The following is a 25,591-nucleotide window of genomic DNA, read 5'->3' on the forward strand; positions in this document are numbered from 1 at the left end:
GAGGTCGACATGGCGCGGGCCATCTGGAAAGGTGCAATCAGTTTCGGGCTGGTGCATATCCCCGTTTCGCTCAACGTTGCGGTGAGCTCCGAGCGGGTGGATTTTGACTGGCTCGACAAGCGCAGCATGGAGCCTGTGGGCTACAAACGGGTGAACAAGGTCACCGGCAAGGAAATCGACAAGGACAACATCGTAAAGGGCGTGGAGTACGAGAAGGGCCGCTACGTGGTGATCAGTGAGCAAGAGATCCGCGACGCCCGACCGGAAGCGACCCAGACCATCGATATATTCTCGTTCGTGCAGGCGGGCGAAATTCCGCTGCAGCACTTCGACACCCCCTATTACCTGAGCCCCGACCGCCGCGGCGGCAAAGTCTATGCACTGCTGCGCGACACGCTGGAGAGCACCGGCAAGGTTGCACTGGCCACCGTCGTGCTGCATACGCGCCAGCACCTGGCGCTGCTGCGGCCACTGGAAGATGCCTTGGTGCTGATTACCCTGCGCTGGCCCGAGGAGGTACGCGGGGTGGAAACCCTTGAGCTGGACAAGAGTGTGACCGACGCCAAGGTCGACAAGCGCGAACTGAGCATGGCCAAACGCTTGGTCGAAGACATGAGTGGGTCATGGGCGCCGGATGAGTACCATGATGCGTTTCGCCAGACCATTCTCGACCTGGTGGAAGAAAAGGCCAGCAAAGGCAAGATCGAGACGGTGGATAAAGGGGAGGGCAAGGGCGTGGAAAAAGGCGCGGATATCCTCGACCTCACCGAACTGCTCAAACGCAGCCTCGGCGGCAAGCCAAAGGGCGGCAAGCCTGCCGCCAAACGGCCCCGCAAGGCTTCATGAAGGTGGATCCCCCTGGCATCCGACAGAGGAGCTCAACGCAGTCCTATTGCCCGATCTAGTGACAACGCACCGGCTCCTCGTGCGATCAACAGTAGCAACAAGGCTGCCCACGTGAGATGTGTCGGCCAGGCGTCCGGGTAGACGAACACTTCGATCACCGTGGTCATGCCCAGCAGGGCCAGGGCCGACAGCCGGGTGAACAGGCCAAGCACCAGCAACAACGGGAACAGGTGTTCCGCATAGGTTGCCAAGTGGGCCGCCAGCCACGGTGACACCAGCGGCAGGGCATATTCGCTCTGGAACAGGTCATAGGTACTGGGTGTGATGCTGAGAAACCCTTCGACCTTGGTGCGGCCGGACAGAAAGAAGGTCGAGGCGATGGCCATGCGCGCCACCAGGCACAGCACGTTGTCGCTGAGCAGTTGCTGTGCACGGTCGGTGAGGTGGTTCCAGCGTTGGCGCAGGCTCTTGTCGGGGCGGGTGACGTGGATGATGTCCATGGTGCTTCCTTCAGGCGAATGCAAGTGGACGAAAGGCCTGGGCTGCCAGCAGCCGGCCGAGCAGGTCGGTGAAGTCCAGGTCGGGTTGACTCGCTTGTGCAATCAGTGAGGCCTGCGCCAAAGGCAAACCTTGGGCGCATGTATCGAGAAAGGCGCAGCCGCCGACCTCCAGTGCCTGCAGGGCAACACCTTCGTCGGTGCCGCTTAATACCGCACCCTCGGCCACCCACGGGTGGTCATTCGGCCATGGCTGGCCTTCGCGGCTGTACCGCCACAGGCTGAAGGCCGGGTGCTGCGCGAACCAGCGCCAGCGCACGCTGCTGCGCGGCGCCAGGTAACTGTTGGCCAGGTCGGCAGCTGTCATGCCGGCCAAGTCTGCAAGTGCAAGGCAGGGCTCGCGGGGGGCGCTGAACACCTCGCACCAGGCGAAATCCAGGCGTGCCACGTCGGCCAGGTACGGCAGGCCGTGCTGGGCCTGGATCTGTTCAAGAAAGTCGGCGAACGCCGCGCCATAGTGGATCAGCCTTGGGTCGTCGGGGGGCGTGGTTTTCGCATAGGCCGCAGCGGCATCCTGCATCCAGGCCGGGCCTGTCAGCGCTTCGACACTGGGGAAGTTTGCACGCAGGGCATCGGTGCAACCCGCCAGCACAGTATTGCGATACACCGCGAATGCAGCATGCTGGGTCAGCGCGGCCAATTGCGGGGCCGGGCGGTGATACAGCGCTTCGACGAAGGCGGCCTGAAACTGGCCAAGGGAAAGCGTCATGGGCGTACTCCTGCCTGATCGAGCAGTGCCTGAGCGGTACCGCGTTCGGCCAGCAACTCGGTGAACGCCGGCAGGTTGCCGTCACGCTCGATCAACGTCGGGCGCGGGCCGATGCGGGTGATCAACTGCTGGTACAAGGCCCAGACCGGTGCGGCGATGGCGGCGTCATGGGAGTCGATCAGCAGGCTGGCCCGGGCGTCGTGGCTGTGGCCAGCCAGGTGTATTTCAGTGATGGCCTGGGCCGGGAACCTCGCCAGGTAGGCTGAAGCGTCGAACCCGAGGTTGTGGGCGCTGACGTGCACGTTGTTGACGTCCAGCAACAGGCCACAGCCCGTGCGCCGCGTCAGTTCGGCCAGAAAGTCGATTTCGTCCCAGTCGTGCCCTTCCATGGGCAGGTAGTGGCTGGGGTTTTCCAGCGAGATGCTGCGCCCCAGCGCATCCTGTGTGCGCTGTACATTGTCGCTGATACGGACCAAGGCCTCGTCGCTGCGGGGGAAGGGCAGCAGGTCGGGGAGGTATTGCCCGTTCCAGCTTGACCATGCCAGGTGCTCCGAGACCAGCGCCGGCTGCACCTGGTCGACAAGTGCCCGCAGGCGGCGCAGGTGTGTGTCATCCGGCGCGGCGTCCGCCGCGAGCGACAGCGCAACACCGTGCAGCGACAGCGGATGGTGTTCGGCTATGCGCTGTAGCCAGGCCATGCGTGGGCCGCCGAGCATGTAGTTTTCCGGGTGTACTTCGAACCACAGCCCATGGGCCCGGCACGCCCAGGCCTCGGCATAGTGGTCAGCCTTCAGCCCAAGCCCGGCACCTGAAAGGTAAGTCCCGTTCATGATCGGCGGCCTGTGCTCAGGACTTGAGCGGGGTCAGTGAGCCCATGCCGTTGGGCGTCTTGATGGAGGTGCAGGTACCTGCGGGAACGTTCTTCCAGTGCATGCCGTCGTAGTCCATCTTGGCACTGCCAGCGCAGCTGGTGCCGGCGCCGGCCTTGCAGTCGTTCTTGCCAGCCATGGCGACGCCGTAGCATTTTTCCATGGCGGCACCGGTGGTGGCTGGTTTGGTCGCATCGGCAGCCTGGGAAATACCGGCCAGCGAAGCCAGGGCGAGCGCGGCAGTGGCGAGGGCGAGGGTTTTCATGATGTATCTCCGGGAAGTGGGGCCGTGGTGGTTTACCGGCGGCTCATGGAGTAGTTCGCAGCCTGGGTTGAACGGGTTACAGCAGCGGCAAAATTTTTTTCCGGCGGTGCGTCAGTCGCCTACCGTATGAAGGCGACACGGGTTGAATGGAAAACTTTCACGCTCGATGTAACCGGGGAGGCTGATGGCACGAACTAATACTCAGCAGGCGCTCAGCGCGCGCGACGCCCAGTTGCAGGCTTTGCTGCTACAGGGGCTGGCGGGGGACGCGGCGGCCTATCGGGCGTTCCTGGCGGCGCTGGCGACGCATGTGCGTGGCTTTCTGCTGCGGCGGCTGTGGCAACGCCCCGCTGATGTCGAAGATTTGCTGCAAGAGGTGTTGCTGGCGGTGCACAACGCCCGCCATACCTACGAGGCACAGCAACCGTTGACCGCCTGGGTGCAGGCCATTGCCCGCTACAAGCTGGCGGACCACTATCGCAGCTACGCTCGCCACGGTGCGTTGCACGAGGAGCTGAACGATGAAAGTGATCTGTTCGCGCCCGGCGAGGAGGAAGTGGCCCAGGCGACACGTGACCTGGGCAAGCTCCTGGAGCGATTGCCAGCGCGCCAGCGGCTGCCCATCGTCCATGTCAAACTGGAGGGGATGTCGGTGGAAGAGACCGCGCGCATGACCGGTCTTTCCAGTTCGGCGGTGAAAGTGGGCATCCACCGGGGCCTCAAGGCACTGGCCAAACTGATTGGAGGCAAGGGCAAAAATGAAGACTGATGACTTGATTGCCCTGCTGGCGGCCGGGGAAGGGCCGGTGAGCCGTCACGCACCGGCGCGGCGCTTGGTGCTGGCGCTGGTGGGCGGCGGATTGGGCGCGGTACTGCTGACGGTGGCCATTTTCGGCGTGCGCGGTGACCTGGCGCAGGTGGCGCACACCCCGCTGTTCTGGGCCAAGCTGGCCTTGCCCGGCAGCCTGGCGCTGCTGGCACTGTTGCTGACTCAGCGGCTGGTCAGGCCGGGGGTGAACGGGGGGCGGCTGTGGGGCCTTATGGGGCTGCCGCTGCTGCTGGTCTGGCTGGGTGCGGCGGTGAGCCTGCTGGGCGCGCCGGTGGATGCCCGGGCGGACCTGCTGCTCGGGCGCACCTGGCGCACCTGCCCGCTGAACATTACCTTGCTTTCGGTACCCACCTTCATCACCGTGTTCTGGGCAATGCGCGGCCTGGCACCCACCCGCCTGCGACTGGCGGGTGCTGCAGGAGGCTTGCTTGCGGGTGCCACCGCAACGTTGGCTTATTGCCTGCATTGCCCGGAGATGGCTGTGCCGTTCTGGGGGCTCTGGTACGTACTGGGTTTGCTGGTGCCGACGGCCTTGGGGGCGGCGCTAGGGCCACGTTTTCTGCGCTGGTGATACCGGTTTTTCGACGCTGGGCCTGCTGGGGTACCGCGTACAGACGTGCTTGCGCCATGGTGGTTTCTCAGTCAGCCTTGACTGGTTTGAGTTCAGCGATGGCATAGCTGCCCGCGGACCCCAGTTCGAGCGCACTCAGTGCTGGCATGTCGAGGATCTCCACCAGCCGCCCCCGCAGGTTGACGATACCCAGCCCGCGCAAGTGAGCGACCGAGCGGCATATGGTTTCCAGGCGTAGCCCGAGGTAGGAGGCGATGTCTTCGCGAGACATGCACAACATGAAACCGTTGGATGAATACCCGCGGCTGACGAAGCGGCGGGAAAGACCGAGCAGGAAACTGGCAAGCCGCTGTTCGGCAGAGAGGTTGCAGAGCATCAGCACGCGCTCATGCTCGCGGATGATTTCCCTGCTCATCAGGCGGTTCAAGCTCTGTTGCAGCGGGGGAAACTCACGCGCCACGGCTTGCAGACGATGATAGGGCACCGGGCACACTTCGCTGTCTTCCAGGGCGATGGCATCACAGACATGAAGCTCGGTGGCGATGGCATCGAGCCCGAGGACGTCCCCCGGCATCCAGAAATTGATGATCACACCCTGGCCTTCGGCGTTGTTGAGGTTCGTCTTGAAGCTGCCTGAGTACACCGAGTACAGGTGACTCAAGGGCACATTTGCGTTGAACAGCGCAGCCCCCTTTCTCACCCGGATGCGAGAGCCGATCAGGGTGCCGAGGTAACGGTTGTCGTGCAGGGGCAGACCCGTGGGCAAGCACAAGTCGTTGACCCGGCACTCATTGCATCGGTATGCCAGGCGTTTCAAATGAAGGGGCAGCGGTTCGCGCGCTGGCACAGGCTGCTCGAGCAGTGGAAAGTCGGTCAGGCCCGACATTTCATGCCTCCTTCGAAGGGCGGAGTGCTGCGGTGGTAATCGTGTTCAGCAAATGAGGCGCGTTCAGCCGGGCGCTCAGCACGCTCACGAACTGCTTGGCTTCAGACGGGGTTCGGAAACTCACTCGCCAGTCGTCCATGTGTACCCACCAGCGGTGGGAATTCGCAGGTCGGTGCTGTATACGCCCAGGCTGGACAACGTACCCCCGGGGCGCAGCACGCGCAGCGCCGATTCGAACGTGGTCTGGGTGCCCAGGGCTTCGATGGCCACATCCACGCCACGGCCATCGGTCAGCGCCATGATGCGTTCCACCACATTGCCTTGCTTGAAGTCGACCACGTGCGACGCACCCATTTCGCGTGCCACACGCATGCGGGCCGGCACGCTGTCCACGCCGATGAGGGTGGTGGCGCCCAGCATTTTGGCACCGGCGACTGCGCACAGGCCAATCGGGCCCAAGGCGAATACGGCGACGGTATCGCCGATCGTCACTGCGCCACGTTCTGCACCGGAAAAACCGGTGGACATGATATCGGGACACATCAGCACGTGTTCGTCACTGAGCCCGTCAGGAATGGGGGAGAGGTTGGCCATTGCGTCCGGTACCCGAACGTATTCCGCCTGGCAACCGTCGATGACATTGCCGAGCTTCCAGCCACCGATGGCCTTGAAGCCATGCACGGTATCGGCGCCGTCCTGGGCGCCGCAGCCGCACAGGCAGGCATTGCTGTGGCCGCTGGGGGTGATGGCGCCGGCGATGACGCGTTGCCCTTCATGAAAGCCCCGAACCTCTGAACCCAGTCTTTCGATGACACCCACTGGCTCATGGCCGACGGTGAGCCCTTTTGCCACTGGATACTCGCCACGCAGGATATGCACATCAGTGCCACAGATTGTCGTGGTGCTGATGCGCACCAGCGCATCCAAAGGGCCGATCTCGGGGATGGGCTTGTCGTCCAGCACGATGCGGTTCTTTTCGACGAAAATAGCCGCTTTCATGAGCGCCATGGCTAGCCTCCGGGGCATCGCTGATTTTTGTTGGCAACTACAGCCTGCGCCCAAAAAGCGCAAAAGTCTTGATTCGCGTCAATGGCGCGGCACGCGGCGATAGCCGTTGGTCAGTGCCCTGGGCTTTTGATAAACATCAAACCGGGCAAACGCACCTGGCAGATCATCGAGGTACTCATCGAGCCCGCAGAGGTGTGCCATGACCAACCCGCAAAGACTTCTTCTCATTGCTTCGCCCTTGATGCGCCGCACACCGGTCTATGACCGTGCAGCTGCGCTGGCCAAAGCCAAGGGCATGCCATTGCACATCGTCGCCTTCGACTACCTGGAGGGTCTTGCCACGGCCGGCCTGGTCAACGAACAGGCCTTGGCGGTCATGCGGGAGGGCTATGTGCAGCAACACCGTGAATGGCTGGAAACCCAGGCATTGTCGATGCGCCGCAACGGCGTGACGGTGACCATCGAGGTGTTGTGGGTGCAGCGCCCGCTGGACGAGATCCAGGTGCACCTGCGTGAGCAGCCGTTCGCCATGCTGATCAAGGGGCTTGAGCATGAGCCATGGTGGATGCGGGCAATGTTCACCTCGCTCGACGTCCAGTTGTTGCGCGACACCCGTTTTCCGTTGCACCTGGTCCACAACGCCAGCAATGCCCTGCCGCGTCGGATATTGGCAGCAGTTGACCTGTCGCGCCCGGAGGATCAGTTCGAAGGCTTCAACGACCACATCATCAGTGAAGCGCTCAAGCTGGCCTTGCAATGCAACGCCCAGATCGAGCTGCTGTATGCCTATGACATGGGCGCCATGTACCTGAATGCCGAAGACAACCGGGAACATTCGTTCCTGTTTGATTCCAACCTGTCACGCACACTGCACGAGGCCCAGGCCGACGCCTTCCAGGCATTGGCCGAACGTAACGGGATCCCCGCCGAGCACCGCCACATGCGGGTGGGGGACCCGACCAAGGTGCTCGCGCTGTTCATGGACAGCAATGACATCGATGTGCTGGTGATGGGGAGCTACCACCATCACGGCATCGGCTGGTTCATCGGCAGTACGGCCGAGCGGATCCTGCATCGGCTCAGCAGCAGTGTGCTGGTGATCTCGCCCGAGCATTCGCAAGGTTGAAGTACGAGGCCCGCAAGGGCCTTGTTTCAGGCACGCAGGTCAAGCTCATGGAGGATTTCGCTGACATCGCCGCCCAGGTAGCGCGCGGTGAACCCCAGGGCCTTGGTCAGCCGGTGCATGGCGTAATTGCCAGACAGGTCCCTGGACACCATGCACTGGTAACCATTGCGCCGAGCCGCTGCTATCAGGTGCTGCAGCAACAGCTTGGCCAGCCCTTTGCGCTGCCATTGCTCGCCAACAGCGACGGCGCATTCGCAATTGTGGCTACCCGGGATCGCCGCATAGCGGCTTACGCCAAGCTGATGCAGCTGGCCGTTTTCATGGGCCAGCGCGACATACGCCATGCGCTGGTGGCTGTCGATCGGCATCAACTGCGTATCCAGGCTGGGCAAGCCACCGCTGAGCCCGGCGATAAAGCGAAAGCGCCGGGCCTCGTAGGTAATTGTGCTCACAAAGCGTCTGTCCCGTTCATGATCGTCAGCGCGCAATGGGCGAATCAGCACAGCTGTGCCGTCAGCAAGGGTGTCTATCCAGTACTCGCTATTGCCTGGGTCTTGGAACAGCTGCTTGTTCATGGGGCCTCCAGAGGGCGTGATCAACGTGGCTGTACTGGTTGTACCGTGAGGCGTCGGTCCGGTTCTGACATTGATCAAGTTGGTGGGCGGCTGATGACTTTCTGATCTGCAACAAACCCGACATCGACCCACACTCGGCGGCCTTGCGCAGGCACATGCCAGCGGCGCGGCGGTGCATATCCTTGGGCTGTTCGAACCCCGCGCAGAGCATGTGTTACGCGAGGCAAGGCTGAATGAAGCCGAGGCACAGCGCCAATTTGAGCACTATCGTGAGTAGCTCGAGGGGTTGGCAGCACGGCACCGGGCCAGCGGTACGTGTCTGACTGTGCGCTAGCACCGCACCGGAGTTTTTCAAGGACCTGCAAGCAAGGGCAAGGCTCAACGGCTGGGCAAAAAGGCCCGGGGAGGGGCGACCGTAGCCGATGGGCGGCAGTGTCAGAGGCACCTCGGCCTGCTGCCGGAGGCCACTGCCGCGGCATTGCCTCAGGCCAGCGAAAGCTGGTGAATCAGCTGGCTTGGGTCATCCGGATCTCTGGCGCTGGTAAACCCCGCTGCCTGAGCCAGCTCGCGCATTGCCACATTGGCCGCAGCGTCCATGGAATACATGTGTCGCAGGCCCTGGGCGCGTGCGTGATCGATCAGGTGCTGGAGCAGCAATGTGCCCAAACCGTGGCGCTGCCAGCTATCGAGCACGGTGACAGCACACTCGCAATCTTCACCACCGGGGCTGGTGGCATAACGGGCAATACCGACTTCCTGCAGTTCGCCGTCGACATGGGCGAGGGCGACATAGGCCATGTGCTGGTCCTGGTCAACGACCATCAATTGATCCAGCATGGCTTCGCCAGGCTCCTTGAGCTGGCACAGGAAGCGGAAGTGGCGCGACTGTGGCGACAGGCGTTCAATGAAGTTCCTTTCGCGCTGACGGTCTTTGGGCTGCAAAGGCCTGATCAGCACATGGGTGCCGTTGTCGAGCGCTTCGATCCAGTGTTCGCCGGCCGTGGCAGGAAATGACGCTGCGGCATGGGGGCGGGGTGTTTCGGCGGATGCCATGGCAAGCCTCCTTACGTGATGGGGTGTACACAGGAGGTTCAGTTTCGACGCGTCGCCTTGTGCGCGCTTGACAGTTGTCAATTACCGGGCTGGTAGGGTCACGCTTCGCTACTTGGTCTTCCCGTACTTTTGCATTTCCAGAAAGGCCGGTAATGGCCATCGCGTCGGTTCTACGCTTGAACAGCACCGGGTCATTGATAAAGGTCAGTCGGTGGCCGCTCTTGTCGCGCTGGCTTCTGTCTCCAACGATCAGCACGCGCCCTGCGACCAAGGTCGAAGCCCTGACTTCAGATTCCCTTCAGATTGACCACTGATACTCACCCCATCAAGCCCAAACGGGGGGAGTTTCATGACCCAGTCTCAGTGGAGCAGCCTGCTCCCACTGCCTATCGGCAGCCACGTCGACCATCACGCCCACTTGTCGCTTCATCTGCACAAGGACCCTGGCCGCGATGAGCTGGAGCACTTCATTCATCAGTGTTTTGCCAACGTACACCACGCTGATGTGCACCATTACCTGCCCGAACTGCTGGCGCTGCACGACAGTCATGGCCGGCTGATTGCCGCCGCAGGCTTGCGCCCGGCCAGCAGCGGGCCGCTGTTCCTCGAACATTATCTGGATGAGCCGCTGGAAGCCGCAGTTTCGCGGGTAGCGGGCTGCCCCCTTGAGCGTGAGTGCATGGTCGAAGTGGGCAACCTGGCCTCGCTCAGTGCCGGTAGCGCGCGAATCATGATCATAGCGGTGACCTGGTTGCTGGCCACACGGGGCCTGAAGTGGGTGGCGTTCACCGGCGCGACGACACTGATCAACAGTTTCCAGCGCCTGGGGTTGGTGCCGTCGGTGCTGGCGTCGGCCGACCCGGCCCGGCTGAATGGGAAGTTGGACCACTGGGGTACCTATTACGCTCAACACCCACAAGTCTATGCCGGCAGCATCGGCCATGGCTTCGATGCCTTGAGCAAGGCTGGGGTGTTCCAGCGCCTGGGGTTGCCAACCGCCTTCCAGGAGACTGGCCATGCCGCATGAACTGGAGCGCTTTCATCAACTGCTGGTCACGTTTGCCCGCGATCACGGTGACGCCGTGGCCGTGCAAGGGGCGACCGAGCGCTTCACCTACAGGCAGTTGCTGGCCGAAGTGGGGTTGCGCACTCACAGCTTGCGCACGTGTTCGCCAGGCCCGCTGGTACTGGCCCTGGATAATGGCCCGCAGTTGCTGTTCTGGGATTTGGCGGCGCTGTTTGCCGAACGCCCCTGTGTAATCGTGCCGTCGTTTTTCAGTAGTGCCCAGTTCAGCCATTGCATCGAGCAGAGTGGTGCCAGCCATGTGCTGTGCGACCCGCAATGGCATGGGACGCTCGGCGAGCTGGGGTTCGCTCAGCAGGACGTGTTCTGGGTTCGCGAGGCTCAGCCTGCTGCCGCGCTGCCTGCCGGTACCGCCAAGATCACCTACACCTCTGGCAGCACGGGCAAGCCCAAAGGCGTGTGCCTGTCTGTAGAGGCTCTGTTGCGTGTCGCCCGGGAACTGGAGGTGGCCAGCCGGCCCAGTGAACCTCAGCGTTACCTGGCGGTGCTGCCGCTGGGTGTGCTGTTGGAAAACCTGGGTGTCTACGCCGCCTTGATGGCCGGGGCAAGTGTGTTGCTGTACCCCCAGGCGCAACTGGGCATGGGCGGTGCAAGCCAGGTCGATTTCAAGCGCTTGCTGGGGGCCATCGCCCTGAGCGGTGCGCAGAGCCTGATTCTGGTGCCGCAGCTGTTGATGGGGCTGATCACTGCTATCGAGCGCGGGCTGATGCGGGTGGGGGCGTTACGGTTCGTTGCGGTTGGCGGTGCCCGGGTGGCGCCCAGCTTGCTGGCCCGCGCTGAAGCGATCGGCCTGCCGGTGTTCGAGGGCTATGGTTTGTCCGAGTGTGCTTCGGTGGTGGCCTTGAACCGGCCAGGCGCAACCCGCCGCGGCAGTGTCGGCAAACCGCTGCCCCATGTGCAGGTGCGTATCGCCGAGGACGGGGAGGTACTGGTGGCGGGCTCGGTGCTGCTCGGCTATCTGGAGGAACCACCCGTCTGCGATAGCTGGTGGGCCACCGGCGACCTAGGCCATTTCGACGAGGAGGGCTACCTGTACCTCGATGGCCGCAAGAAACACCAGTTCATCACCAGCTTCGGGCGCAACGTCAACCCGGAATGGGTGGAGGCCGAACTGACCCAGAGCGGCGTGATCGCCCAGGCGTTCGTGCATGGCGAGGCCCTGCCAAAGAACCTGGCATTGCTCTGGCCGCTGGACCCCGCTACCCCCGATACCCTCATCGACCAGGCCGTGCAGCAGTGCAATGCCTTGCTGCCGGACTACGCCAGGGTCCATGCCTGGCGTCGCCTGCCGTGCCCCTTGTCCAGTACCGACGACACACTGACCGCCAATGGCCGCCCGCGCCGCGAGGCCATCCTGCGGCGTTACCACTCCCTGTTATCCGACATCCCGTTGTGAGGTCTGCCATGTCCTTTTTCGATACCCTGCAAATGCAAACTACCCAGGAGCGTCAGGCCCTGTTTGCCGTACCGGTCATACGCGATGCGCTGGCTGGGCACGTCAGCCTCGACAGCTATGTGGCGTTTCTGACCCAGGCATACCACCATGTACGCCACACCGTGCCACTGATGATGGCGTGCGGGGCGCGGCTGCCATCGCGTTTGGAATGGCTGCGCGGCGCCGTGTGCGAATACATCGAGGAGGAGTACGGCCACGAGCAGTGGGTCCTCAACGACATCAATGCCTGTGGTGCCGATTGGGAGGCGGTGCGTGACGGTCGCCCGGCGCTGCCGATCGAGCTGATGGTCGCCTACCTTTACGACTTGATTGCCCGTGGCAACCCGGTCGGGCTGTTTGGCATGGTCAACGTGCTCGAAGGCACCAGCATTGCCCTGGCCACCCAGGCCGCCGGCACAATCCAGAGCACGCTGGCGTTGCCCGACAGGGCCTTCAGCTACCTCAGCTCCCATGGCGCGCTGGACCAGGACCACATGGTCACCTACCGGCAGCTGATGGACCGCCTTGATGATGCTGACGACCAGCGGGCTGTGATTCATGCGGCCAAGGTGGTTTACCGCCTGTACACCGACATGTTCCACGGGCTGCCGCGTGCGGGCCTGCAAGAGGTGCGTCATGCGCTTGCCTGAGTGTGTAGTGATACTCACTGGCGCCAGCGGAGGCATCGGCCTGGAGTTGGCCGAGCAGCTGTGTGCAGCCGGTGCCCGGGTACTGGCGGTGAGCCGGCAGATGGGCAAGCTCGCCAGTTTGATGAACCGTTATCACGACAGGCTGCTGTGGCAATCGGCCGACCTGCGCAGCCATGGCGGGCGTGAGCAGGTGCTCGCCCGTGCCCGGGAGATGGGCGGGGTCAATGTCCTGATCAATGCCGCAGGCGTGAACCGTTTTGCCCTGTTCGACCAGATCGACGAACAGGCGCTGGACGAGTTGCTGGACATCAACCTCAAAGCCGCCTTGCAACTGACGCGTGTGTGCCTGCCGCTGCTGCGCGCACAACCCAGGGCACTGGTGGTCAACGTCGGATCCACCTACGGCTCGATCGGCTACCCCGGCTATGCCACCTACTGCGCCAGCAAGTTTGCCCTGCGCGGCTTCTCTGAGGCGCTGCGCCGCGAGCTGGCGGATACCTCGGTGAATGTCATGTACGCCGCCCCCCGGGCAACCCGCACAGCGATGAACAGCACCGCCGCCACGGCGCTCAACCAGGCGCTGAAGGTCGGCATGGACGACCCGGCAGATGTGGCCCGCGCTGTGCTCAAGGCCGTGCAGTCAGAACGCAGCGAGCTTTACCTGGGGTGGCCAGAAAAGCTTTTTGTACGCATCAACGGCATGTTGCCCGGCGTGGTCGACCGCGCACTGCGCAAGCAATTGCCGGTGATCCGCCGCTACCTTGCTAGCCATTCCAAGGAGTCGATCAAATGAAACGTCTGTTCATCGCTGGCCTGCTGGCGTTTGCACCGTTCACCTGGGCGCTGGACCAGGCCGGCAGCCAACAATTGGCTAACTTGCAGCAGCGCTGGGCGCAGATCCAGTACCAGACGCCTAAAGACAAACGCGCCGAGGCGTTCGAGAAACTGGCAGCCGACGCTTCTACGCTGGTCCACCAGCACCCGGGCTCGGCCGAACCCTTGATCTGGGAGGGCATCATCAACAGCAGTTGGGCGGGAGCCACCGGCGGCCTGGGGGCGCTGGGCAAGGTCAAGTCGGCCAAGGCCAGCCTCGAAGAGGCGATGAAACTCGACCCCAATGCCCTGCAGGGCTCGGCGTATACCAGCCTGGGCACCTTGTACGACCAGGTGCCAGGCTGGCCTATCGGTTTCGGTGACAGCGACAAGGCAGATACCTTGTTGCGCAAGGCGCTGCAAGTAAACCCCAATGGTATCGACAGCAATTACTTCTGGGCCGATCATCTGTTCCGGCAAAAACGCTACGCTGAAGCCACCGCTGCCCTGGAAAAAGCACGCCAGGCGCCGCCACGGCCAGGCCGCGAACTGGCCGATCAGGGCCGGCGTGGCGATATCGATGCTTTACTCAAGGCCATCAAGGACAAACAGGACTGAACATGCGGCTGCTGCTGGTTGAGGATGATACCGCCCTGGGCGAGGGGATCTGCGACGGGTTGCGCCAAGAGGGCTACACCCTCGACTGGCTGCGCGATGGCCTGAGCGGGCTGCATGCCCTGCAACATGAAGTGTTCGACCTGGTGATCCTCGACCTCGGGCTGCCGCGGTTGGGCGGCATCGAGCTGCTGCGACGGGTGAGGGCAGGGGGCAATAGCTTGCCGGTACTGATCCTCACCGCGCGCGATGCGACCGAGGACCGTATCTCTGGCCTGGATGCCGGTGCCGACGACTACCTGGTCAAACCTTTCGACCTCAATGAGCTCAAGGCCCGCCTGCGCGCCTTGCTCAGGCGCAGCGCCGGGCGGGCCAAGGTGCTGATCGAGCACGCAGGCGTAAGCCTGGACCCTGCCACCCAGCAGGTGCACTACAACGGCGTGCTTGTGATACTGACGCCCAAAGAGTATCGCCTGCTGCACGAGTTGCTGGCGCAACCGGGCAAGGTGTTCACGCGTGAGCGGTTGACCCAGCTGCTGTATGGCTGGGACGAGGAGCCTGAGAGCAACACGCTGGAGGTGAACATCTATCACCTGCGCAAGAAACTGTTCAACGGCCTGATCCGCACGGTGCGCGGTATCGGTTATCTGGTCGAGGCCAAGCTGTGAACTCGTTGCGCCAGCGCACATTGTGGCGGGTGATGGCGCTGATGCTGCTCGGCACCGGCTTGTTGGCGTTGTACAACTATCACGACAGCCGCCGCGAGATCAACGAAGTCTACGATGCTCACATGGCTCAGAATGCCCGGCTGTTGCAGGGGGTGATGAACCTGCCGGTGCAGGATGGCAACCGCGAAAAGCTGTATCAGGCATTTAACGAGGCGCTGGGCAAGGCCGGGCGCCACCGTGTGGGCCACCCCTATGAGAGCAAGCTGGCGTTCCAGGTGTGGGGTGAGGGAGCACGGTTGCTGGTGCACACCCCCAGTGCGCCGACGCTCGACGCACCGCCTACGGCGGCGGGCTTCTACGATTTTGCCAGTGGTGGCGAACAGTGGCGCGGCTTTGTATTACCGGTGCCCGAAAAACAGTGGGTAATCTGGGTGGGTGAGCGCGACGATGTGCGTTACGACCTGATCGACCGCATCGTACGCCATACCCTGTTCCCGTTCCTGCTTGGCAGCCTGGGCCTGGCACTGTTGGTCTGGGCGGCCATCGGCTGGGGCTTGCGCCCGTTGCAGAACATGGCCGATGTGATTCGTGGGCGCCATGCCGACTCCCTCGAACCCCTGCAACTGGTGCCGTTGCCGACCGAGCTTGAGCCTATGCAAGCCGCCATCAACCGCCTGCTGGCGCAGATCGATGACCTGCTGCGGCGTGAGCATCGCTTCATTGCCGACGCCGCCCATGAGATGCGCACGCCGCTGGCGATCCTGCGCCTGCATGCGCAGAACGCACAGGCCGCCAGTACCGATGCCGAGCGCCAGAAAGCCCTGGGCTTTCTGATTGGCGGCGTGGACCGGCTGACCCGGGTGGTCAACCAGTTGCTGACCCTCGCCCGGGTCGAGCCGCGCCTTGGTCAGCGCGCCACCACCCGTGTCGACCTGGGCGAAGTGGTCACCGATGTGCTGGCGGATCTCACCCCCTGGATCCTGGATCGCGGCCTGGAGCCCTCGCTGGATCTCAGCGAAGGTGACCATGGCCTGATGATCGATGCCGGCGCGTTGGGCATCGCCTTGCAGAACCTGGTTTCCAATGCGGTGGAGCATTCACCGCCTGGCGGGCGCATCACGGTATCACTCAGGCGCCTGGCCACTCGCTTCGAACTGGTGGTCGAAGATGAAGGCCAGGGCATAGACGACGCGGATCTTGCGCGCGTATTCGAGCGCTTCTATAGCCGCAATAGCCCCAATGGCGCAGGGCTGGGGTTATCCATCGTGGCCACCATTGTCGAGCGGCTGGGGGGGCAGGTGCGCCTGGAAAACAGGGCCACTGGCGGGCTGGCTGCCATCGTGTCGCTTCCCTTGCAGTGAGCTGCTCAAGCCAATCGCTGCACGGCCTCACCTGTTTCAAATAACGTATCGGCACTTCAGACTTCTTTAAGCTTGGGCTGACAACGTGGTGGTGTACGTTGCCCGGTTTGCCTTCAGCGCCGATGGGCAGCGAATACTTCCCTGTCACAAGAGGCCCTGGATATGGCACGCACGTCGAACCCCGCCCGTTACGGGCAACTTTCGATAATCATGCATTGGAGCATGCTCGTTTTATTCATGGGCGTTTATGCCTGTGTCCAATTGCGCGAGGTATTGCCCAAAGGGCACTTTCTCAAGGGCCCCCTGTTAGGCGTGCATGCCTTGATGGGGATTGGCATCTTCACTCTGGTGTGGCTGCGCCTCCTTGGTCGGCTCAGCCCACGGCCTGCAATCGTGCCGACGCCGCCTGCCTGGCAGGGCTTGATGGCCAGCGTGCTGCATATTGCATTGTACGTCCTGATGATCCTTACACCTCTGCTGGCCTGGCTGATGCTCGCGGCCGCTGGCAAGCCGTTGCCCTATTGGGGTGTGGCCATACCTGCACCCGTGGCGGTGGACCCGACGCTGGCCAGGGCGCTCAGGGGGTGGCATGAGTGGCTGGGGAATGCCGGTTACTGGCTGATCGGGCTGCATGCCTGTGCAGGCCTGTTGCATCATTACTGGCTAAAGGACAATACCCTCAAGCGCATGTTGCCGGGGCGGTGAGGCCGCAACGCTGGTTTCAAGGCTGAAGGCGAATGAGCCCTCAGCCTGGTTGTTTTCGTTGCGCGGCTATAAGGTGCCGCTCAGCAGCCAACCGAACACGCCGCAGCCCAGGACAACCAACCCTGCAGGCCACTTCCAGAACATCAGGGCCATCAAGGCGATCAGCGCCCATGCCAAGTCTGCTGGCTTGGCGATGGCGCTCGTCCACACCGGTTGGTACAAGGCAGCCAGCAGAAGCCCGACCACGCCGGCGTTTACACCGGCAAGCGCTGACTGGCTGCGGGCGCTGCGCCGCAGTGTTTCCCAGAAGGGAACGACACCGATCACCAACAGGAAGGAGGGGGTAAAAATGGCGAGAATGCCAACCGTCGCGCCCACCCAGCCGGACGGCTGCACGCTCATGGCTGCACCCAGGAAGGCTGCAAACGTGAAGAGTGGGCCCGGTATGGCCTGCGCCAGGCCATAACCTGCGAGAAAGGTGTCATTTGTGACCCAGCCGTTGGCCACTGTGGCCGACTCAAGCAACGGTAGCACCACATGCCCGCCGCCGAATACCAGCGAGCCTGCGCTATAAAACGCGTTGACCATTGCCAGTGCTTGCGAGGGCCAGATGCGAGTCAATAGCGGCAAGCCTACCAACAAGGCAAAGAACAGGACCAGCGCAGCCAGCCCGGCCCTTCGGCTGACTGAAAACGGCAGCTCTTCCCCTGCCGGGGAGCCCGGAGGCTTGAGCAGGATCAAGCCTGTGATGGCCGAGCCTGAGATCACGGCTATCTGCCCGATCGCGTTGGGCCACAGCAGCGCGGTACAGGCAGCGAACAGGGCGATGGTTACCCGCGCAACATCGGTGCAAAGGCTACGTGCCATGCCCCACACCGCCTGGGCCACCACGGCGACTGCGACGATTTTCAGCCCGTGCAACAGGCCACTTGGGGCGCCACCTCCCCATGCCCCCAGGCCCTGAGCACACAGCGTCAGCAGGAGGGCCGATGGCAATGTGAACCCTGCCCACGCAGCGACAGCGCCTGCGAAACCCGCCCGTGACAGGCCCAGCGCGATGCCGACCTGGCTGCTGGCGGGGCCGGGAAGCAGTTGGCACACCGCGACCAGCTCGGCATAACTGCGCTCGCTGAGCCATTGGCGGCGCGCTACAAATGCTTCACGAAAGTAACCCAGGTGCGCAATGGGGCCACCGAAAGACGTCAGCCCCAGGCGCAAGAACAGCAGAAACACCGACCAGGCAGAGTCGCTGGGCTTCACGCCGCAGTGGGTGCGTTCTGACAAGGCAGGCTCCTTGGGTGAGTGACGCTGCAGGTTTTGGTGAGGAACAGCCAGCCTCGAGGCTTGTTTTGGGGAGTAGACCCGCGCCGCCCGCGCGGCGCTCGGTTTCACAGGCACTGAAAATCCTGCGACACGCCCCAGAACCGGTATTCATTTGTGCAAAGTTTGCTGTTCGCCGCCTACGCTGTCCAGAGTCTTGGTCCGCAGGAGGCACCATGAGCAATTTCCCTATCGTTGCTACCGTCCTGTCTATGGTCTTGGGCCTTTCTGTCACACGCCTGCTTCTGGGGGCGCTGACCGTCTTCCGAATCCGGCGCAACGCTGCTCCAGACTGGGTGGCTCTGGTCTGGGCGGTCATGCTCTTCACCACCCAGATGGATTTCTGGTGGGCGGTCAATTCGCTGCCGCAAGTCAGGGCCACCTTCTCGTTCCAGGAGTTTTTGCTCTTGGTGTTGCTGGCACTTGCGCTGTTCGTTTCCTCGGCGCTGATCTTGCCCAGCCGCAGCGAGGACGAGCGCGAAGGGCTTCGCGTGTACTTCGAGCAGGATGGCCGCTTCGCGCTGTTATTTCTGTCGGGCTATTACCTGCTTGGGTTCATCGTCAACATTCTGTTGTTCGGCGTTTCGCCCATGGCGCTGTGGGGCGCCTTTGACGTGGTCATGATCATGATGCCGCTGTGTGTGTTTGCAGCCAGCTCGCGCAAGGCCTATGCGCTGCTGACCGTGGCATTCGTGCCTCTCAATATTGCGGACCTGGTGATATCACTGGTGACGTGACCGAGGTCTGGCGCTGCGCATTAAAATCTATGCAGCTGGAACACAATATCTGTACAAGATGCTATTGTTGTACAGTATTTATGCGTGCTCGAGGTCAGTATGGCGCACCGTGCTCGTTGGGCTTGCCTTTGTCTGCTACTGGCTACCTTTTCGGCGGTGGCGGGCTGGAGGGCGGAGCTGCCTGGGGCGCAACGGCTTGGGAGTGGTGAGTTCACCTGGTTTGGTCTGCGTCTGTATACAGCCCAATTATGGACTTCAGGGCCAGTTCATGACTGGAACCAGCCCTTCGCCTTTGAGCTCCTCTACCACCGTTCGTTGTCCAGGGACACCTTGGTACAGGCCAGCCTCGAGGAAATGCGCCGCCTCAACGGTGGCAGCATAACGCCGCAACAACGTACGGCCTGGACCCGTGGGATTGAAGAGGCATTCGTGGACGTGCGCCCCGGCATGCGCATTACCGGCTTGTACCTGCCGGGGCAGGGCTGCCGCTTTTACGTCGACGATAAATTCAGCCGTGAAATCGCCGACCCGGTCTTTGCCAGGGCGTTTTTTGCCATCTGGCTCGACCCCGGAGCCCGGGATACACAACTGCGCCAGCGCCTGCTTGGGCAGGCTGGCAACGACTGAGGGACATGAACATGTACAAAGTGCTGTTGCTGGTCTCCTGCCTGCTTCTGGGCAGCTGTGGCAATGTTGGTGTCGAGCACTATGCCCAGGAGCAACCGAAACTGGACCTGGCTGCATTCTTCTCGCGACCAGTGCAGGCCTGGGGCATGTTCCAGAAGCGTTCCGGGGAAGTGGTCAAGCGCTTCCACGTGCGTATCGACAGCCGCCGCGAAGGTGAGCGGCTGATCCTCGACGAACATTTTCTCTACAGCGATGGCACTCGCCAGCAGCGTACCTGGACACTGGTGCCAGACGGCCCTGGCCGCTGGCGCGGTACCGCAGGGGACGTGATCGGCGAGGCGCGCGGCGAAGTGGCGGGTAACGCGCTGCGCTGGCGGTACCAGCTGGACTTGCCAGTTGACGGGCGGCATTGGCAGGTAGACCTGGACGACTGGATGTACCTCATGGATGACGACACCCTGATCAACCGTTCAAGCATGAGCAAGCTGGGCGTTGAAATCGGCCAGATCACCCTGTTCTTCCGCCGCCTGCCAGAGGGCACACCATGAACCTGATCGCGCTTACCCAGCTGGTTTCGACCGGCGAAGCAAAGGAACTTGAACTGCTGTCGCTGGAAGGTGGCTTCTACCTCCTGCGCGCCTTGACCGACGCCGGCCCCGTGACATTGAGCGATGCCCATGGGCAGCCCGTTCGCGTGCGCTCCACTACCGAGCTGCGGCAGCTGTTGGCCGACCTGCCACCCGTGCCTTGCATGTTGGTACAGCAGGTGGTGCATGATGAGATGTGCGGGCAACGTGACGGCCCCATTGCGCCGCTGCGCGTACCGGTAACGCTCACCAGCCAGTGGTAGCCTGAACGATGCGCCTGGGCCTTGTGCTGGGTGACCAGCTGTCGTTCGACCTGGCCAGCCTGGCTGCCCTTGATCCCGCCCGCGATGCTGTTCTGATGGCGGAAGTGGAGGGTGAGGCCCGCTACGTGCCGCATCATCCGCTCAAGATCGTGCTCATCTTCAGCGCCATGCGGCACTTTGCCCAGGCCCTGCGTGAACGGGGTTGGCAGGTGCATTATGTCGAGCTCGATGCTGACGGCAACAGCGGCAGCATCGTGGGCGAATTGCAGCGCTGGCAACAGGCACTGGGCGCCACGCACGTTCACCTGACCGAGTGCGGGGAGTGGCGCCTGGAGCAGGCTTTGCGTGATGCCGCATTGCCCCTCGTGTGGCATCGCGACACGCGTTTTCTGTGCTCCCGCGAAGCCTTTGCGCGCTGGGCCCATGAGCGTCGTCAGCTGCGTATGGAGCACTTCTACCGTGGCATGCGCAAGCGAACCGGCCTGCTGATGGAGGCCGACGGCCCTGCAGGTGGGGCCTGGAATTTTGACGGTGACAACCGCAAGCCATTACCTCGCCAGTTGCGTGGGCCGTTCGCTGCGCATTTTGCGCAGGACGGGATCACGGCAGCGGTGGTCGCCCTGGTACGTCGGCGCTTCAGTGACCACTACGGGGACATCGACGGCTTTGACTACCCCGTGACCCATGCCGAGGCACAGCAGCTATGGCAGCACTTTCTGGATTTTGGCCTGGCGGCTTTCGGCGACTACCAGGATGCAATGGCCGAGGGCGAGCCGTACCTGTTCCATGCGCGCATCAGTGCGGCGCTCAACATTGGGCTTCTGGATGTGCGATGTCTGTGTGAGGAGGTCGACAAGGCCTGGCGCGAGGGGCGGGTGCCGCTTAATGCAGCTGAAGGCTTCATTCGCCAGTTGATCGGCTGGCGCGAGTATGTGCACGGTATCTACTGGCTGCGCATGCCGGAGTATGCCGGGCTCAATCACCTGGGCAACGACCGAGCGTTACCTGAATTCTATTGGACCGGGCGCACCCGCATGCGCTGCATGGAGCAAGCCATCGGGCAGACCCTGCGGTTGGGCTACGCGCACCATATCCAGCGGCTGATGGTGACCGGCAACTTCGCCTTGCTGGCCGGTATCTTACCCACCGCGATTTGCGAGTGGTACCTGGCGGTTTACATGGATGCCTTCGACTGGGTCGAGCTGCCCAACACGCTTGGCATGGTGATGCACGCCGACGGCGGCTACCTGGGGTCCAAGCCGTACTGCGCCAGTGGTCGTTACATTCAGCGCATGTCCGATCATTGCAAGGCTTGCAGTTACAAGGTCGATCATGTCAGTGAGGACGATGCCTGCCCGTTCAATGCCCTGTACTGGCATTTTCTCATCCGCCATCGTCCGCTGCTGTCGACGAACCCGCGTTTGACCCTGGTCTATCGCAGCCTTGATGGTATGACGGCTAGCCGGCGCGACGCCGTGTGGCAGCGTGGCCAGGCGCTGTTGGCGCGGCTCGATGCGCAGCAGCCGCTATGAAAAAGAGCCTTTTGCCCAGCAAGGTCTGCGTGGTGTGTGGTCGGCCGTTCAACTGGCGCAAGCGCTGGGCTCGCTGTTGGGAGCAGGTGCGCTATTGCTCCGAGCGATGCCGCAGGTCAGCGCCGCGCCGCGAGGCGCGCGAGCAGCGGCAGGGCCAAGGCCCAGATCGGCATCAGTAGCAGGCCGGTTTGCAGCGCGCCAAATGGCAGGGCGACATCCGCAAATCTTGCACCGCCTACATAGGCCAGCGGGCCACCCACTGCGCCCAGCAGCGCACCGAGCTGCCAGCGCCTGCCGGCCCATGCCAGGCTGTGGCGCATGCCGCTGGCCAGCACCAGCCACAGCAGCGCCAGCCACAGTGGCAGCGGCCAGGCGTCGAAACCGAACACGCCCAGCGCCCCCAGTGCGCTGTCGAGTACACACCCGGCCAAGGAGACGCGCAACAGCGCCTTGACCTCGGCGTTAACGTCCGGGCAGAGGCGCAGGTGCACCACCACACCTGCAATCACCAGCAGCAATAGCCAGGGGCGTTCGGCGCCCAGCACGCAGATCCACCAGCCAGCCTGTAACCAGACGGCATTGGCGACCAGCCAGCGCCCGGGCATCAGGCACCGTCAGGCAAGGGGGCGCGCCGAGCCAGTGGCGCTGCCCACAGCAGGTGCGCAACGCCGATAGTGCGCTCCTCGAAACCGCCCTGGCAGTAACACAGGTAGAACTCCCACAGGCGCTGGAACATGTCGTCGTAGCCCAGGTCCATCAGTGCTGTGCGCGCCTGGCGCAGGTTTTCACGCCAGTGCTGCAGGGTGAGGGCATAGTCCTGGCCGAAATCCTCCATGTGCACCAGGTTGAGTGCGGTGTGGCGGCTGGCGGTGTCCAGCAACACGCTGAGCGAAGGCAGGGCGCCACCTGGGAAAATATAGCGTTGGATGAAGTCGACCGAGCGCCGTGCCTGGGCGTAGCGCTGGTCGCGGATGGTGATCGCCTGCAGCAGCATCAGGCCGTCGGGCTTGAGGAGCGAGGCACACTGGCGGAAATACACAGGCAGGTAACGATGGCCGACTGCCTCGATCATTTCGATCGAAACCAGTTTGTCGAAGGTGCCTTGCAGGTCGCGGTAGTCTTCGCGCAGCACCTTCACGCGCTGCTCCAGCCCCAGGGCCTGAACGCGCGCCAGGGTATGGCTGTACTGTGCCTCGGAGATCGTTGTGGTGGTGACCCTGCAGCCGTAACGGGTGGCCGCGTGGATTGCCAGGCTGCCCCAGCCGCTGCCGATTTCCAGCAGGTGATCGTCGGGGTGCAGTTCAAGCTTCTGGCAGATGCGCTCCAGCTTGTGCAACTGGGCTTGCTCCAGTGTTTGCCCAGCATGTTGGAATTGGGCCGCCGAATACATCATGGTGGGGTCCAGCAGCCGCTCGAACAGGGCATTGCCCAAATCGTAATGGGCGAGGATATTGCGCCGGGCGCCGCGTTTGTTGTTGCGGTTGAGCCGGTGCAGAAGCCGCAGGGCTGGGCGGCCGAAACGGGCCAGGCCACCCTCGAGCGCGTCGAGCACCTCAAGGTTGGCGACGAACAGGCGGGTCACCAGCGCCAGGTCGGGGCTTCGCCAATAGCCGTGAATGTAGGCCTCGCCAGCACCGATCGAACCATTGCCGGCGATCAGGCTCCAGGAGGCGTCATCGAGGATCTCCACCTCGGCCTGCAACGGGCTGTCGACATCACCGAAACTCCACTGCTGCCCGTGGCTGAGCAGGCGCAGGTGGCCGTGGCGCAGCTTGCCCAGCTGGGCGAGCACGGCGCTTCGTGCCAGCCCGCCGAGCAAGGGGGCAAGGCCTGCGAACTTGCTAACGCTCAGTGTGGGATTTGACATCTTCAGGGTCCTCGCAAGGTTGGCCGAGCGCCAGGTCATTCTGGCGGGTGGTGTGGTCATGCACGGGGGTGCGTTTGAGTAACAGGCGTAGCGCTTGCCAGTAGATGGCCGAGACAGTGCGCAGGCTCATCCATGGGAAGGTCATGACATACCGGCGTAGCGCGGTTCCATCCAGTGGCTGACGGTGCAGGGCGAGGTCGGCCTCGAACACCTTGCGGCCGTCTTGCCAGTTCTGCATGTGGATGCGTACATGGTCCGCGCTCAGGAAAAAGCGCAGGTGATAGTCCATGTCCAACGGCATGAACGGTGAAACATGGAAGGCCTTGGCCACGGTGAACCGCTTGGCAAGGTCTTCTTGCACCGGCAGGACGTAATGAAAACGCTCACGCCACGGGGTGTTGCGCACCTCCATCAGGATTGCCGTCAGGCAGCCGTCGCGGTCGTGGCAGAAATAGAAACTCACCGGGTTGAACGACAGCCCCCAGCAACGCAGTTGCGTGAGCAGCCGTACCGGGCCTTCGGGCATATGCCCAGTGGCCTGACACACCAGCAAGCGTGCGGCCTGTGCCAGGGTTTCACCGTGGCGGGTCTGCGCTGGCAGGTAGTCGGTCTCGCGCCAGCACAGCGGCGCGAGGCGCCAGCGCCCAAGCCAGCGTGACAGGCCCATCAACCAGGCTTGTTCGTCCAGGTCCAGGTAGAACATGCCAATCCGGTAGCGGAAAGCATGCAGCCGCGGCGTCAGCCGACGGTGGCTGATCCAGCCCAGGCAAAGGCTGCTGTTCACAATTGCTCTCCGAAATGCGCAGCCACTTTCAGCGCGCTGACCACCCCGTCCTCATGAAAGCCGTTGCCCCAATAGGCACCACAGAAGTAACTGTGCTGCTGGCCCTGTAGTTGTGCCTGGCATGCCTGTGCGGCGGATGCGGCAATGCTGTACTGCGGATGGGCATACTGGAAGCGCGCGATCACCTGCGCCGGGTCTATCAATGCGGTCTGGTTGAGGCTTACGCAGAAGGTGGTCGGTGCCTGGATACCTTGCAGGATGTTCATGTTGTAGGTCAGCGCGGCGGGCGCTTGCTCTGGGCCGCCCAGGCGGTAGTTCCAGCTGGCCCAGGCGCTCTTGCGGCGTGGCAGCAGGCGGGTATCGGTGTGCAGCACCACATCGTTGCTGGCGTAGCCGATGGCGCCGAGTACCGCACGCTCCTGCATGGTTGGGGCTTCCAACAGGGCCAGAGCCTGGTTGCTGTGGCAGGCGAACACCACATTGTCGAAGCGTTCGCTGCCGGCAGCGCTCACCAGCGTCACGCCTCCCTCATCGCGGCTGACCCGGGATACCTTGCAGCTGAGCCGTATGCGTTCAGCAAACGGTCGGCACAGCGGCGCGACATAGCTGCGTGAACCGCCTTCAATTACCCGCCACTGTGGACGTTGGTTGACCGACAGCAAGCCGTGGTTGCGACAGAAGCGCACGAAGAACTCAAGCGGGAAGTACAGCATGTCTGCCCGCGACATCGACCAGATCGCCGACCCCATCGGCACGATGTAGTGGTCGATGAAGCGTTGCCCGTAGCGCTGTGTCTGAAGGTAGGCGCCCAGGGTGGTGTCTGCATCGATGCGCTGGTTGTCCAGGTCGGCCAGCGCCTGGCGGTTGAAGCGCAGAATATCCCGTATCATGCCCCAGAAACCTGGGGAAACCAGGTTACGGCGTTGGGCAAACAGTGTGTTCAGATCGTGACCGTTGTATTCCAGCCCAGTGATCGGGTCGTGCACGGAAAAACTCATTTCGGTCGGCTGCGAGGTGACCTTGAGCCGGTCAAGCAAGCGTATGAAGTTGGGGTAGGTCCAGTCGTTGAACACGATGAAGCCGGTATCTATTGCATGGCGCTGGCCCTTCCAGACCACATCGAGGGTATGCGTGTGCCCTCCGATCCATTGCTCGGCTTCGAAAACCGTTACTTCATGCTTGCGTGACAGCAGATGGGCGCAGGTCAGCCCCGCGATGCCACTGCCGATGATTGCGATACGCATGGATC

30 protein-coding genes and 1 pseudogene are annotated in these 25,591 nt (G+C 62.8%); 18 read left to right on the plus strand and 13 right to left on the minus strand.

All coding sequences use genetic code 11. The annotated features are described in order from the left end of the window. Nucleotides 1–9 precede the first annotated feature (9 nt). Nucleotides 10–846 (plus strand): Ku protein, encoded by an 837-nt coding sequence (locus CKW35_RS02530; RefSeq protein WP_016486256.1) that lies wholly within the window; start codon nucleotides 10–12, stop codon nucleotides 844–846. 32 nt (nucleotides 847–878) lie between these two features. On the opposite strand, the gene CKW35_RS02535 is transcribed toward CKW35_RS02530, so the two are convergent. The 4 genes from CKW35_RS02535 to CKW35_RS02550 are packed head-to-tail and all read right to left on the minus strand — an operon-like array spanning nucleotide 879 to nucleotide 3,246. Continuing rightward, the gene (locus CKW35_RS02535; protein ID WP_016486257.1) at nucleotides 879–1,346 is read right to left on the minus strand and encodes a DoxX family protein; all 468 of its coding nucleotides are present in this window, start codon (nucleotides 1,344–1,346) and stop codon (nucleotides 879–881) included. Nucleotides 1,347–1,356: 10 nt separating this feature from the next. Then, complete coding sequence (locus CKW35_RS02540) at nucleotides 1,357–2,112, minus strand: DNA-binding domain-containing protein (protein ID WP_095114949.1); 756 nt, start codon at nucleotides 2,110–2,112, stop codon at nucleotides 1,357–1,359. Then, nucleotides 2,109–2,942, minus strand: a complete 834-nt coding sequence (locus CKW35_RS02545; RefSeq protein WP_016486259.1) for a DUF692 domain-containing protein — start codon at nucleotides 2,940–2,942, stop codon at nucleotides 2,109–2,111. Before CKW35_RS02545 ends, CKW35_RS02540 begins: the two co-directional genes overlap by 4 nt. Nucleotides 2,943–2,958: 16 nt before the next feature. Continuing rightward, a complete protein-coding gene (locus tag CKW35_RS02550) occupies nucleotides 2,959–3,246 on the minus strand; it encodes a DUF2282 domain-containing protein (RefSeq protein WP_016486260.1) in 288 nt (95 codons plus the stop codon). Between the two features lie 184 nt (nucleotides 3,247–3,430). On the opposite strand from CKW35_RS02550, the gene CKW35_RS02555 reads away from it, so the two are divergent. Next, the gene (locus tag CKW35_RS02555) at nucleotides 3,431–4,015 is read left to right on the plus strand and encodes a sigma-70 family RNA polymerase sigma factor (RefSeq protein WP_095114951.1); all 585 of its coding nucleotides are present in this window, start codon (nucleotides 3,431–3,433) and stop codon (nucleotides 4,013–4,015) included. Continuing rightward, nucleotides 4,005–4,646: a DUF1109 domain-containing protein gene (locus tag CKW35_RS02560; RefSeq protein WP_016486262.1), complete on the plus strand. Its 642-nt coding sequence runs from the start codon at nucleotides 4,005–4,007 to the stop codon at nucleotides 4,644–4,646. The genes CKW35_RS02555 and CKW35_RS02560 overlap by 11 nt, the downstream gene beginning before the upstream one ends. A gap of 67 nt (nucleotides 4,647–4,713) precedes the next feature. On the opposite strand, the gene CKW35_RS02565 is transcribed toward CKW35_RS02560, so the two are convergent. Both CKW35_RS02565 and CKW35_RS02570 read right to left on the minus strand, forming a co-directional pair. Next, nucleotides 4,714–5,532, minus strand: a complete 819-nt coding sequence (locus CKW35_RS02565) for a helix-turn-helix domain-containing protein (RefSeq protein WP_023048292.1) — start codon at nucleotides 5,530–5,532, stop codon at nucleotides 4,714–4,716. 156 nt (nucleotides 5,533–5,688) lie between these two features. Further along, nucleotides 5,689–6,540: pseudogene (locus tag CKW35_RS02570) on the minus strand (zinc-binding dehydrogenase); the annotation flags it as partial. 199 nt (nucleotides 6,541–6,739) lie between these two features. Here CKW35_RS02570 and CKW35_RS02575 point away from each other — a divergent pair. After that, nucleotides 6,740–7,666, plus strand: coding sequence for a universal stress protein (locus CKW35_RS02575; protein WP_060516701.1), 927 nt, complete (start codon nucleotides 6,740–6,742; stop codon nucleotides 7,664–7,666). Nucleotides 7,667–7,692: 26 nt separating this feature from the next. On the opposite strand, the gene CKW35_RS02580 is transcribed toward CKW35_RS02575, so the two are convergent. After that, a complete protein-coding gene (locus CKW35_RS02580) occupies nucleotides 7,693–8,241 on the minus strand; it encodes a GNAT family N-acetyltransferase (protein WP_095114953.1) in 549 nt (182 codons plus the stop codon). 483 nt (nucleotides 8,242–8,724) lie between these two features. Further along, the gene (locus CKW35_RS02585; protein WP_016486268.1) at nucleotides 8,725–9,294 is read right to left on the minus strand and encodes a GNAT family N-acetyltransferase; all 570 of its coding nucleotides are present in this window, start codon (nucleotides 9,292–9,294) and stop codon (nucleotides 8,725–8,727) included. A gap of 349 nt (nucleotides 9,295–9,643) precedes the next feature. On the opposite strand from CKW35_RS02585, the gene CKW35_RS02590 reads away from it, so the two are divergent. The 8 genes from CKW35_RS02590 (at nucleotide 9,644) to CKW35_RS02625 (ending at nucleotide 16,625) form a co-directional block, all read left to right on the plus strand. Then, on the plus strand, nucleotides 9,644–10,321 hold the full coding sequence (locus tag CKW35_RS02590) for a thermostable hemolysin (protein ID WP_016486269.1): 678 nt from the start codon (nucleotides 9,644–9,646) through the stop codon (nucleotides 10,319–10,321). Continuing rightward, nucleotides 10,311–11,774, plus strand: a complete 1,464-nt coding sequence (locus CKW35_RS02595) for an AMP-binding protein (RefSeq protein ID WP_095114955.1) — start codon at nucleotides 10,311–10,313, stop codon at nucleotides 11,772–11,774. Before CKW35_RS02590 ends, CKW35_RS02595 begins: the two co-directional genes overlap by 11 nt. 8 nt (nucleotides 11,775–11,782) lie before the next feature. Further along, on the plus strand, nucleotides 11,783–12,463 hold the full coding sequence (locus CKW35_RS02600) for a TenA family transcriptional regulator (RefSeq protein WP_095114957.1): 681 nt from the start codon (nucleotides 11,783–11,785) through the stop codon (nucleotides 12,461–12,463). Next, nucleotides 12,450–13,256: an SDR family oxidoreductase gene (locus CKW35_RS02605; protein ID WP_016486272.1), complete on the plus strand. Its 807-nt coding sequence runs from the start codon at nucleotides 12,450–12,452 to the stop codon at nucleotides 13,254–13,256. The genes CKW35_RS02600 and CKW35_RS02605 overlap by 14 nt, the downstream gene beginning before the upstream one ends. Then, nucleotides 13,253–13,894: a hypothetical protein gene (locus CKW35_RS02610; protein ID WP_095114959.1), complete on the plus strand. Its 642-nt coding sequence runs from the start codon at nucleotides 13,253–13,255 to the stop codon at nucleotides 13,892–13,894. Before CKW35_RS02605 ends, CKW35_RS02610 begins: the two co-directional genes overlap by 4 nt. A 2-nt stretch (nucleotides 13,895–13,896) precedes the next feature. Then, nucleotides 13,897–14,559: a response regulator gene (locus CKW35_RS02615; protein ID WP_016486274.1), complete on the plus strand. Its 663-nt coding sequence runs from the start codon at nucleotides 13,897–13,899 to the stop codon at nucleotides 14,557–14,559. Further along, the gene (locus CKW35_RS02620) at nucleotides 14,556–15,920 is read left to right on the plus strand and encodes an ATP-binding protein (RefSeq protein ID WP_095114961.1); all 1,365 of its coding nucleotides are present in this window, start codon (nucleotides 14,556–14,558) and stop codon (nucleotides 15,918–15,920) included. The genes CKW35_RS02615 and CKW35_RS02620 overlap by 4 nt, the downstream gene beginning before the upstream one ends. 162 nt (nucleotides 15,921–16,082) lie before the next feature. After that, complete coding sequence (locus CKW35_RS02625; protein WP_016486276.1) at nucleotides 16,083–16,625, plus strand: cytochrome b; 543 nt, start codon at nucleotides 16,083–16,085, stop codon at nucleotides 16,623–16,625. A gap of 66 nt (nucleotides 16,626–16,691) precedes the next feature. On the opposite strand, the gene chrA is transcribed toward CKW35_RS02625, so the two are convergent. Next, on the minus strand, nucleotides 16,692–17,909 hold the full coding sequence (gene chrA / locus CKW35_RS02630) for a chromate efflux transporter (RefSeq protein WP_095114963.1): 1,218 nt from the start codon (nucleotides 17,907–17,909) through the stop codon (nucleotides 16,692–16,694). A gap of 212 nt (nucleotides 17,910–18,121) precedes the next feature. On the opposite strand from chrA, the gene CKW35_RS02635 reads away from it, so the two are divergent. The 6 genes from CKW35_RS02635 to CKW35_RS02660 all read left to right on the plus strand — a co-directional run bounded on the left by CKW35_RS02635 (nucleotide 18,122) and on the right by CKW35_RS02660 (nucleotide 21,870). Then, nucleotides 18,122–18,682, plus strand: coding sequence for a hypothetical protein (locus CKW35_RS02635; RefSeq protein WP_016486278.1), 561 nt, complete (start codon nucleotides 18,122–18,124; stop codon nucleotides 18,680–18,682). Nucleotides 18,683–18,781: 99 nt separating this feature from the next. Continuing rightward, nucleotides 18,782–19,309 carry a chalcone isomerase family protein gene (locus CKW35_RS02640; RefSeq protein WP_095114965.1) on the plus strand — a complete coding sequence of 176 codons (528 nt, stop codon included), beginning with the start codon at nucleotides 18,782–18,784 and terminating at the stop codon, nucleotides 19,307–19,309. Nucleotides 19,310–19,320: 11 nt separating this feature from the next. Continuing rightward, nucleotides 19,321–19,857, plus strand: a complete 537-nt coding sequence (locus tag CKW35_RS02645; RefSeq protein ID WP_024717789.1) for a DUF3833 domain-containing protein — start codon at nucleotides 19,321–19,323, stop codon at nucleotides 19,855–19,857. After that, a complete protein-coding gene (locus CKW35_RS02650; RefSeq protein ID WP_016486281.1) occupies nucleotides 19,854–20,159 on the plus strand; it encodes a DUF6482 family protein in 306 nt (101 codons plus the stop codon). The genes CKW35_RS02645 and CKW35_RS02650 overlap by 4 nt, the downstream gene beginning before the upstream one ends. Nucleotides 20,160–20,167: 8 nt before the next feature. After that, entirely contained in the window at nucleotides 20,168–21,691 is a 1,524-nt protein-coding gene (locus CKW35_RS02655) for a cryptochrome/photolyase family protein (RefSeq protein ID WP_095114967.1), read from the plus strand. Then, the gene (locus CKW35_RS02660; RefSeq protein ID WP_080641014.1) at nucleotides 21,688–21,870 is read left to right on the plus strand and encodes a DUF2256 domain-containing protein; all 183 of its coding nucleotides are present in this window, start codon (nucleotides 21,688–21,690) and stop codon (nucleotides 21,868–21,870) included. Before CKW35_RS02655 ends, CKW35_RS02660 begins: the two co-directional genes overlap by 4 nt. Here the strand turns inward: CKW35_RS02660 and CKW35_RS02665 are convergent. Genes CKW35_RS02665 through CKW35_RS02680 form a run of 4 tightly spaced genes read right to left on the minus strand, consistent with a single transcriptional unit; the run spans nucleotide 21,808 to nucleotide 25,586 of the window. Continuing rightward, entirely contained in the window at nucleotides 21,808–22,296 is a 489-nt protein-coding gene (locus CKW35_RS02665; protein ID WP_016486283.1) for a DUF2878 domain-containing protein, read from the minus strand. The genes CKW35_RS02660 and CKW35_RS02665 overlap by 63 nt on opposite strands. Further along, nucleotides 22,296–23,558, minus strand: coding sequence for a cyclopropane-fatty-acyl-phospholipid synthase family protein (locus tag CKW35_RS02670; RefSeq protein ID WP_024717788.1), 1,263 nt, complete (start codon nucleotides 23,556–23,558; stop codon nucleotides 22,296–22,298). The genes CKW35_RS02665 and CKW35_RS02670 overlap by 1 nt, the downstream gene beginning before the upstream one ends. Continuing rightward, nucleotides 23,533–24,342 carry a DUF1365 domain-containing protein gene (locus CKW35_RS02675; RefSeq protein WP_016486284.1) on the minus strand — a complete coding sequence of 270 codons (810 nt, stop codon included), beginning with the start codon at nucleotides 24,340–24,342 and terminating at the stop codon, nucleotides 23,533–23,535. Before CKW35_RS02675 ends, CKW35_RS02670 begins: the two co-directional genes overlap by 26 nt. Beyond that, on the minus strand, nucleotides 24,339–25,586 hold the full coding sequence (locus CKW35_RS02680; protein ID WP_095114969.1) for an NAD(P)/FAD-dependent oxidoreductase: 1,248 nt from the start codon (nucleotides 25,584–25,586) through the stop codon (nucleotides 24,339–24,341). The genes CKW35_RS02675 and CKW35_RS02680 overlap by 4 nt, the downstream gene beginning before the upstream one ends. Nucleotides 25,587–25,591 lie beyond the last annotated feature (5 nt).

The organism is Pseudomonas sp. Irchel 3F3 (assembly GCF_900187545.1).
GTDB lineage: Bacteria > Pseudomonadota > Gammaproteobacteria > Pseudomonadales > Pseudomonadaceae > Aquipseudomonas > Aquipseudomonas fortuita.

Coding starts and splice junctions, on each gene's coding strand:
- CKW35_RS02530 (WP_016486256.1), top strand. CDS start 10: ATGGCGCGGGCCATCTGGAAAGGTGCAATCAGTTTCGGGCTGGTGCAT.
- CKW35_RS02535 (WP_016486257.1), bottom strand. CDS start 1,346: ATGGACATCATCCACGTCACCCGCCCCGACAAGAGCCTGCGCCAACGC.
- CKW35_RS02540 (WP_095114949.1), bottom strand. CDS start 2,112: ATGACGCTTTCCCTTGGCCAGTTTCAGGCCGCCTTCGTCGAAGCGCTG.
- CKW35_RS02545 (WP_016486259.1), bottom strand. CDS start 2,942: ATGAACGGGACTTACCTTTCAGGTGCCGGGCTTGGGCTGAAGGCTGAC.
- CKW35_RS02550 (WP_016486260.1), bottom strand. CDS start 3,246: ATGAAAACCCTCGCCCTCGCCACTGCCGCGCTCGCCCTGGCTTCGCTG.
- CKW35_RS02555 (WP_095114951.1), top strand. CDS start 3,431: ATGGCACGAACTAATACTCAGCAGGCGCTCAGCGCGCGCGACGCCCAG.
- CKW35_RS02560 (WP_016486262.1), top strand. CDS start 4,005: ATGAAGACTGATGACTTGATTGCCCTGCTGGCGGCCGGGGAAGGGCCG.
- CKW35_RS02565 (WP_023048292.1), bottom strand. CDS start 5,532: ATGTCGGGCCTGACCGACTTTCCACTGCTCGAGCAGCCTGTGCCAGCG.
- CKW35_RS02575 (WP_060516701.1), top strand. CDS start 6,740: ATGACCAACCCGCAAAGACTTCTTCTCATTGCTTCGCCCTTGATGCGC.
- CKW35_RS02580 (WP_095114953.1), bottom strand. CDS start 8,241: ATGAACAAGCAGCTGTTCCAAGACCCAGGCAATAGCGAGTACTGGATA.
- CKW35_RS02585 (WP_016486268.1), bottom strand. CDS start 9,294: ATGGCATCCGCCGAAACACCCCGCCCCCATGCCGCAGCGTCATTTCCT.
- CKW35_RS02590 (WP_016486269.1), top strand. CDS start 9,644: ATGACCCAGTCTCAGTGGAGCAGCCTGCTCCCACTGCCTATCGGCAGC.
- CKW35_RS02595 (WP_095114955.1), top strand. CDS start 10,311: ATGCCGCATGAACTGGAGCGCTTTCATCAACTGCTGGTCACGTTTGCC.
- CKW35_RS02600 (WP_095114957.1), top strand. CDS start 11,783: ATGTCCTTTTTCGATACCCTGCAAATGCAAACTACCCAGGAGCGTCAG.
- CKW35_RS02605 (WP_016486272.1), top strand. CDS start 12,450: ATGCGCTTGCCTGAGTGTGTAGTGATACTCACTGGCGCCAGCGGAGGC.
- CKW35_RS02610 (WP_095114959.1), top strand. CDS start 13,253: ATGAAACGTCTGTTCATCGCTGGCCTGCTGGCGTTTGCACCGTTCACC.
- CKW35_RS02615 (WP_016486274.1), top strand. CDS start 13,897: ATGCGGCTGCTGCTGGTTGAGGATGATACCGCCCTGGGCGAGGGGATC.
- CKW35_RS02625 (WP_016486276.1), top strand. CDS start 16,083: ATGGCACGCACGTCGAACCCCGCCCGTTACGGGCAACTTTCGATAATC.
- CKW35_RS02635 (WP_016486278.1), top strand. CDS start 18,122: ATGAGCAATTTCCCTATCGTTGCTACCGTCCTGTCTATGGTCTTGGGC.
- CKW35_RS02640 (WP_095114965.1), top strand. CDS start 18,782: ATGGCGCACCGTGCTCGTTGGGCTTGCCTTTGTCTGCTACTGGCTACC.
- CKW35_RS02645 (WP_024717789.1), top strand. CDS start 19,321: ATGTACAAAGTGCTGTTGCTGGTCTCCTGCCTGCTTCTGGGCAGCTGT.
- CKW35_RS02650 (WP_016486281.1), top strand. CDS start 19,854: ATGAACCTGATCGCGCTTACCCAGCTGGTTTCGACCGGCGAAGCAAAG.
- CKW35_RS02655 (WP_095114967.1), top strand. CDS start 20,168: ATGCGCCTGGGCCTTGTGCTGGGTGACCAGCTGTCGTTCGACCTGGCC.
- CKW35_RS02660 (WP_080641014.1), top strand. CDS start 21,688: ATGAAAAAGAGCCTTTTGCCCAGCAAGGTCTGCGTGGTGTGTGGTCGG.
- CKW35_RS02665 (WP_016486283.1), bottom strand. CDS start 22,296: ATGCCCGGGCGCTGGCTGGTCGCCAATGCCGTCTGGTTACAGGCTGGC.
- CKW35_RS02670 (WP_024717788.1), bottom strand. CDS start 23,558: ATGTCAAATCCCACACTGAGCGTTAGCAAGTTCGCAGGCCTTGCCCCC.
- CKW35_RS02680 (WP_095114969.1), bottom strand. CDS start 25,586: ATGCGTATCGCAATCATCGGCAGTGGCATCGCGGGGCTGACCTGCGCC.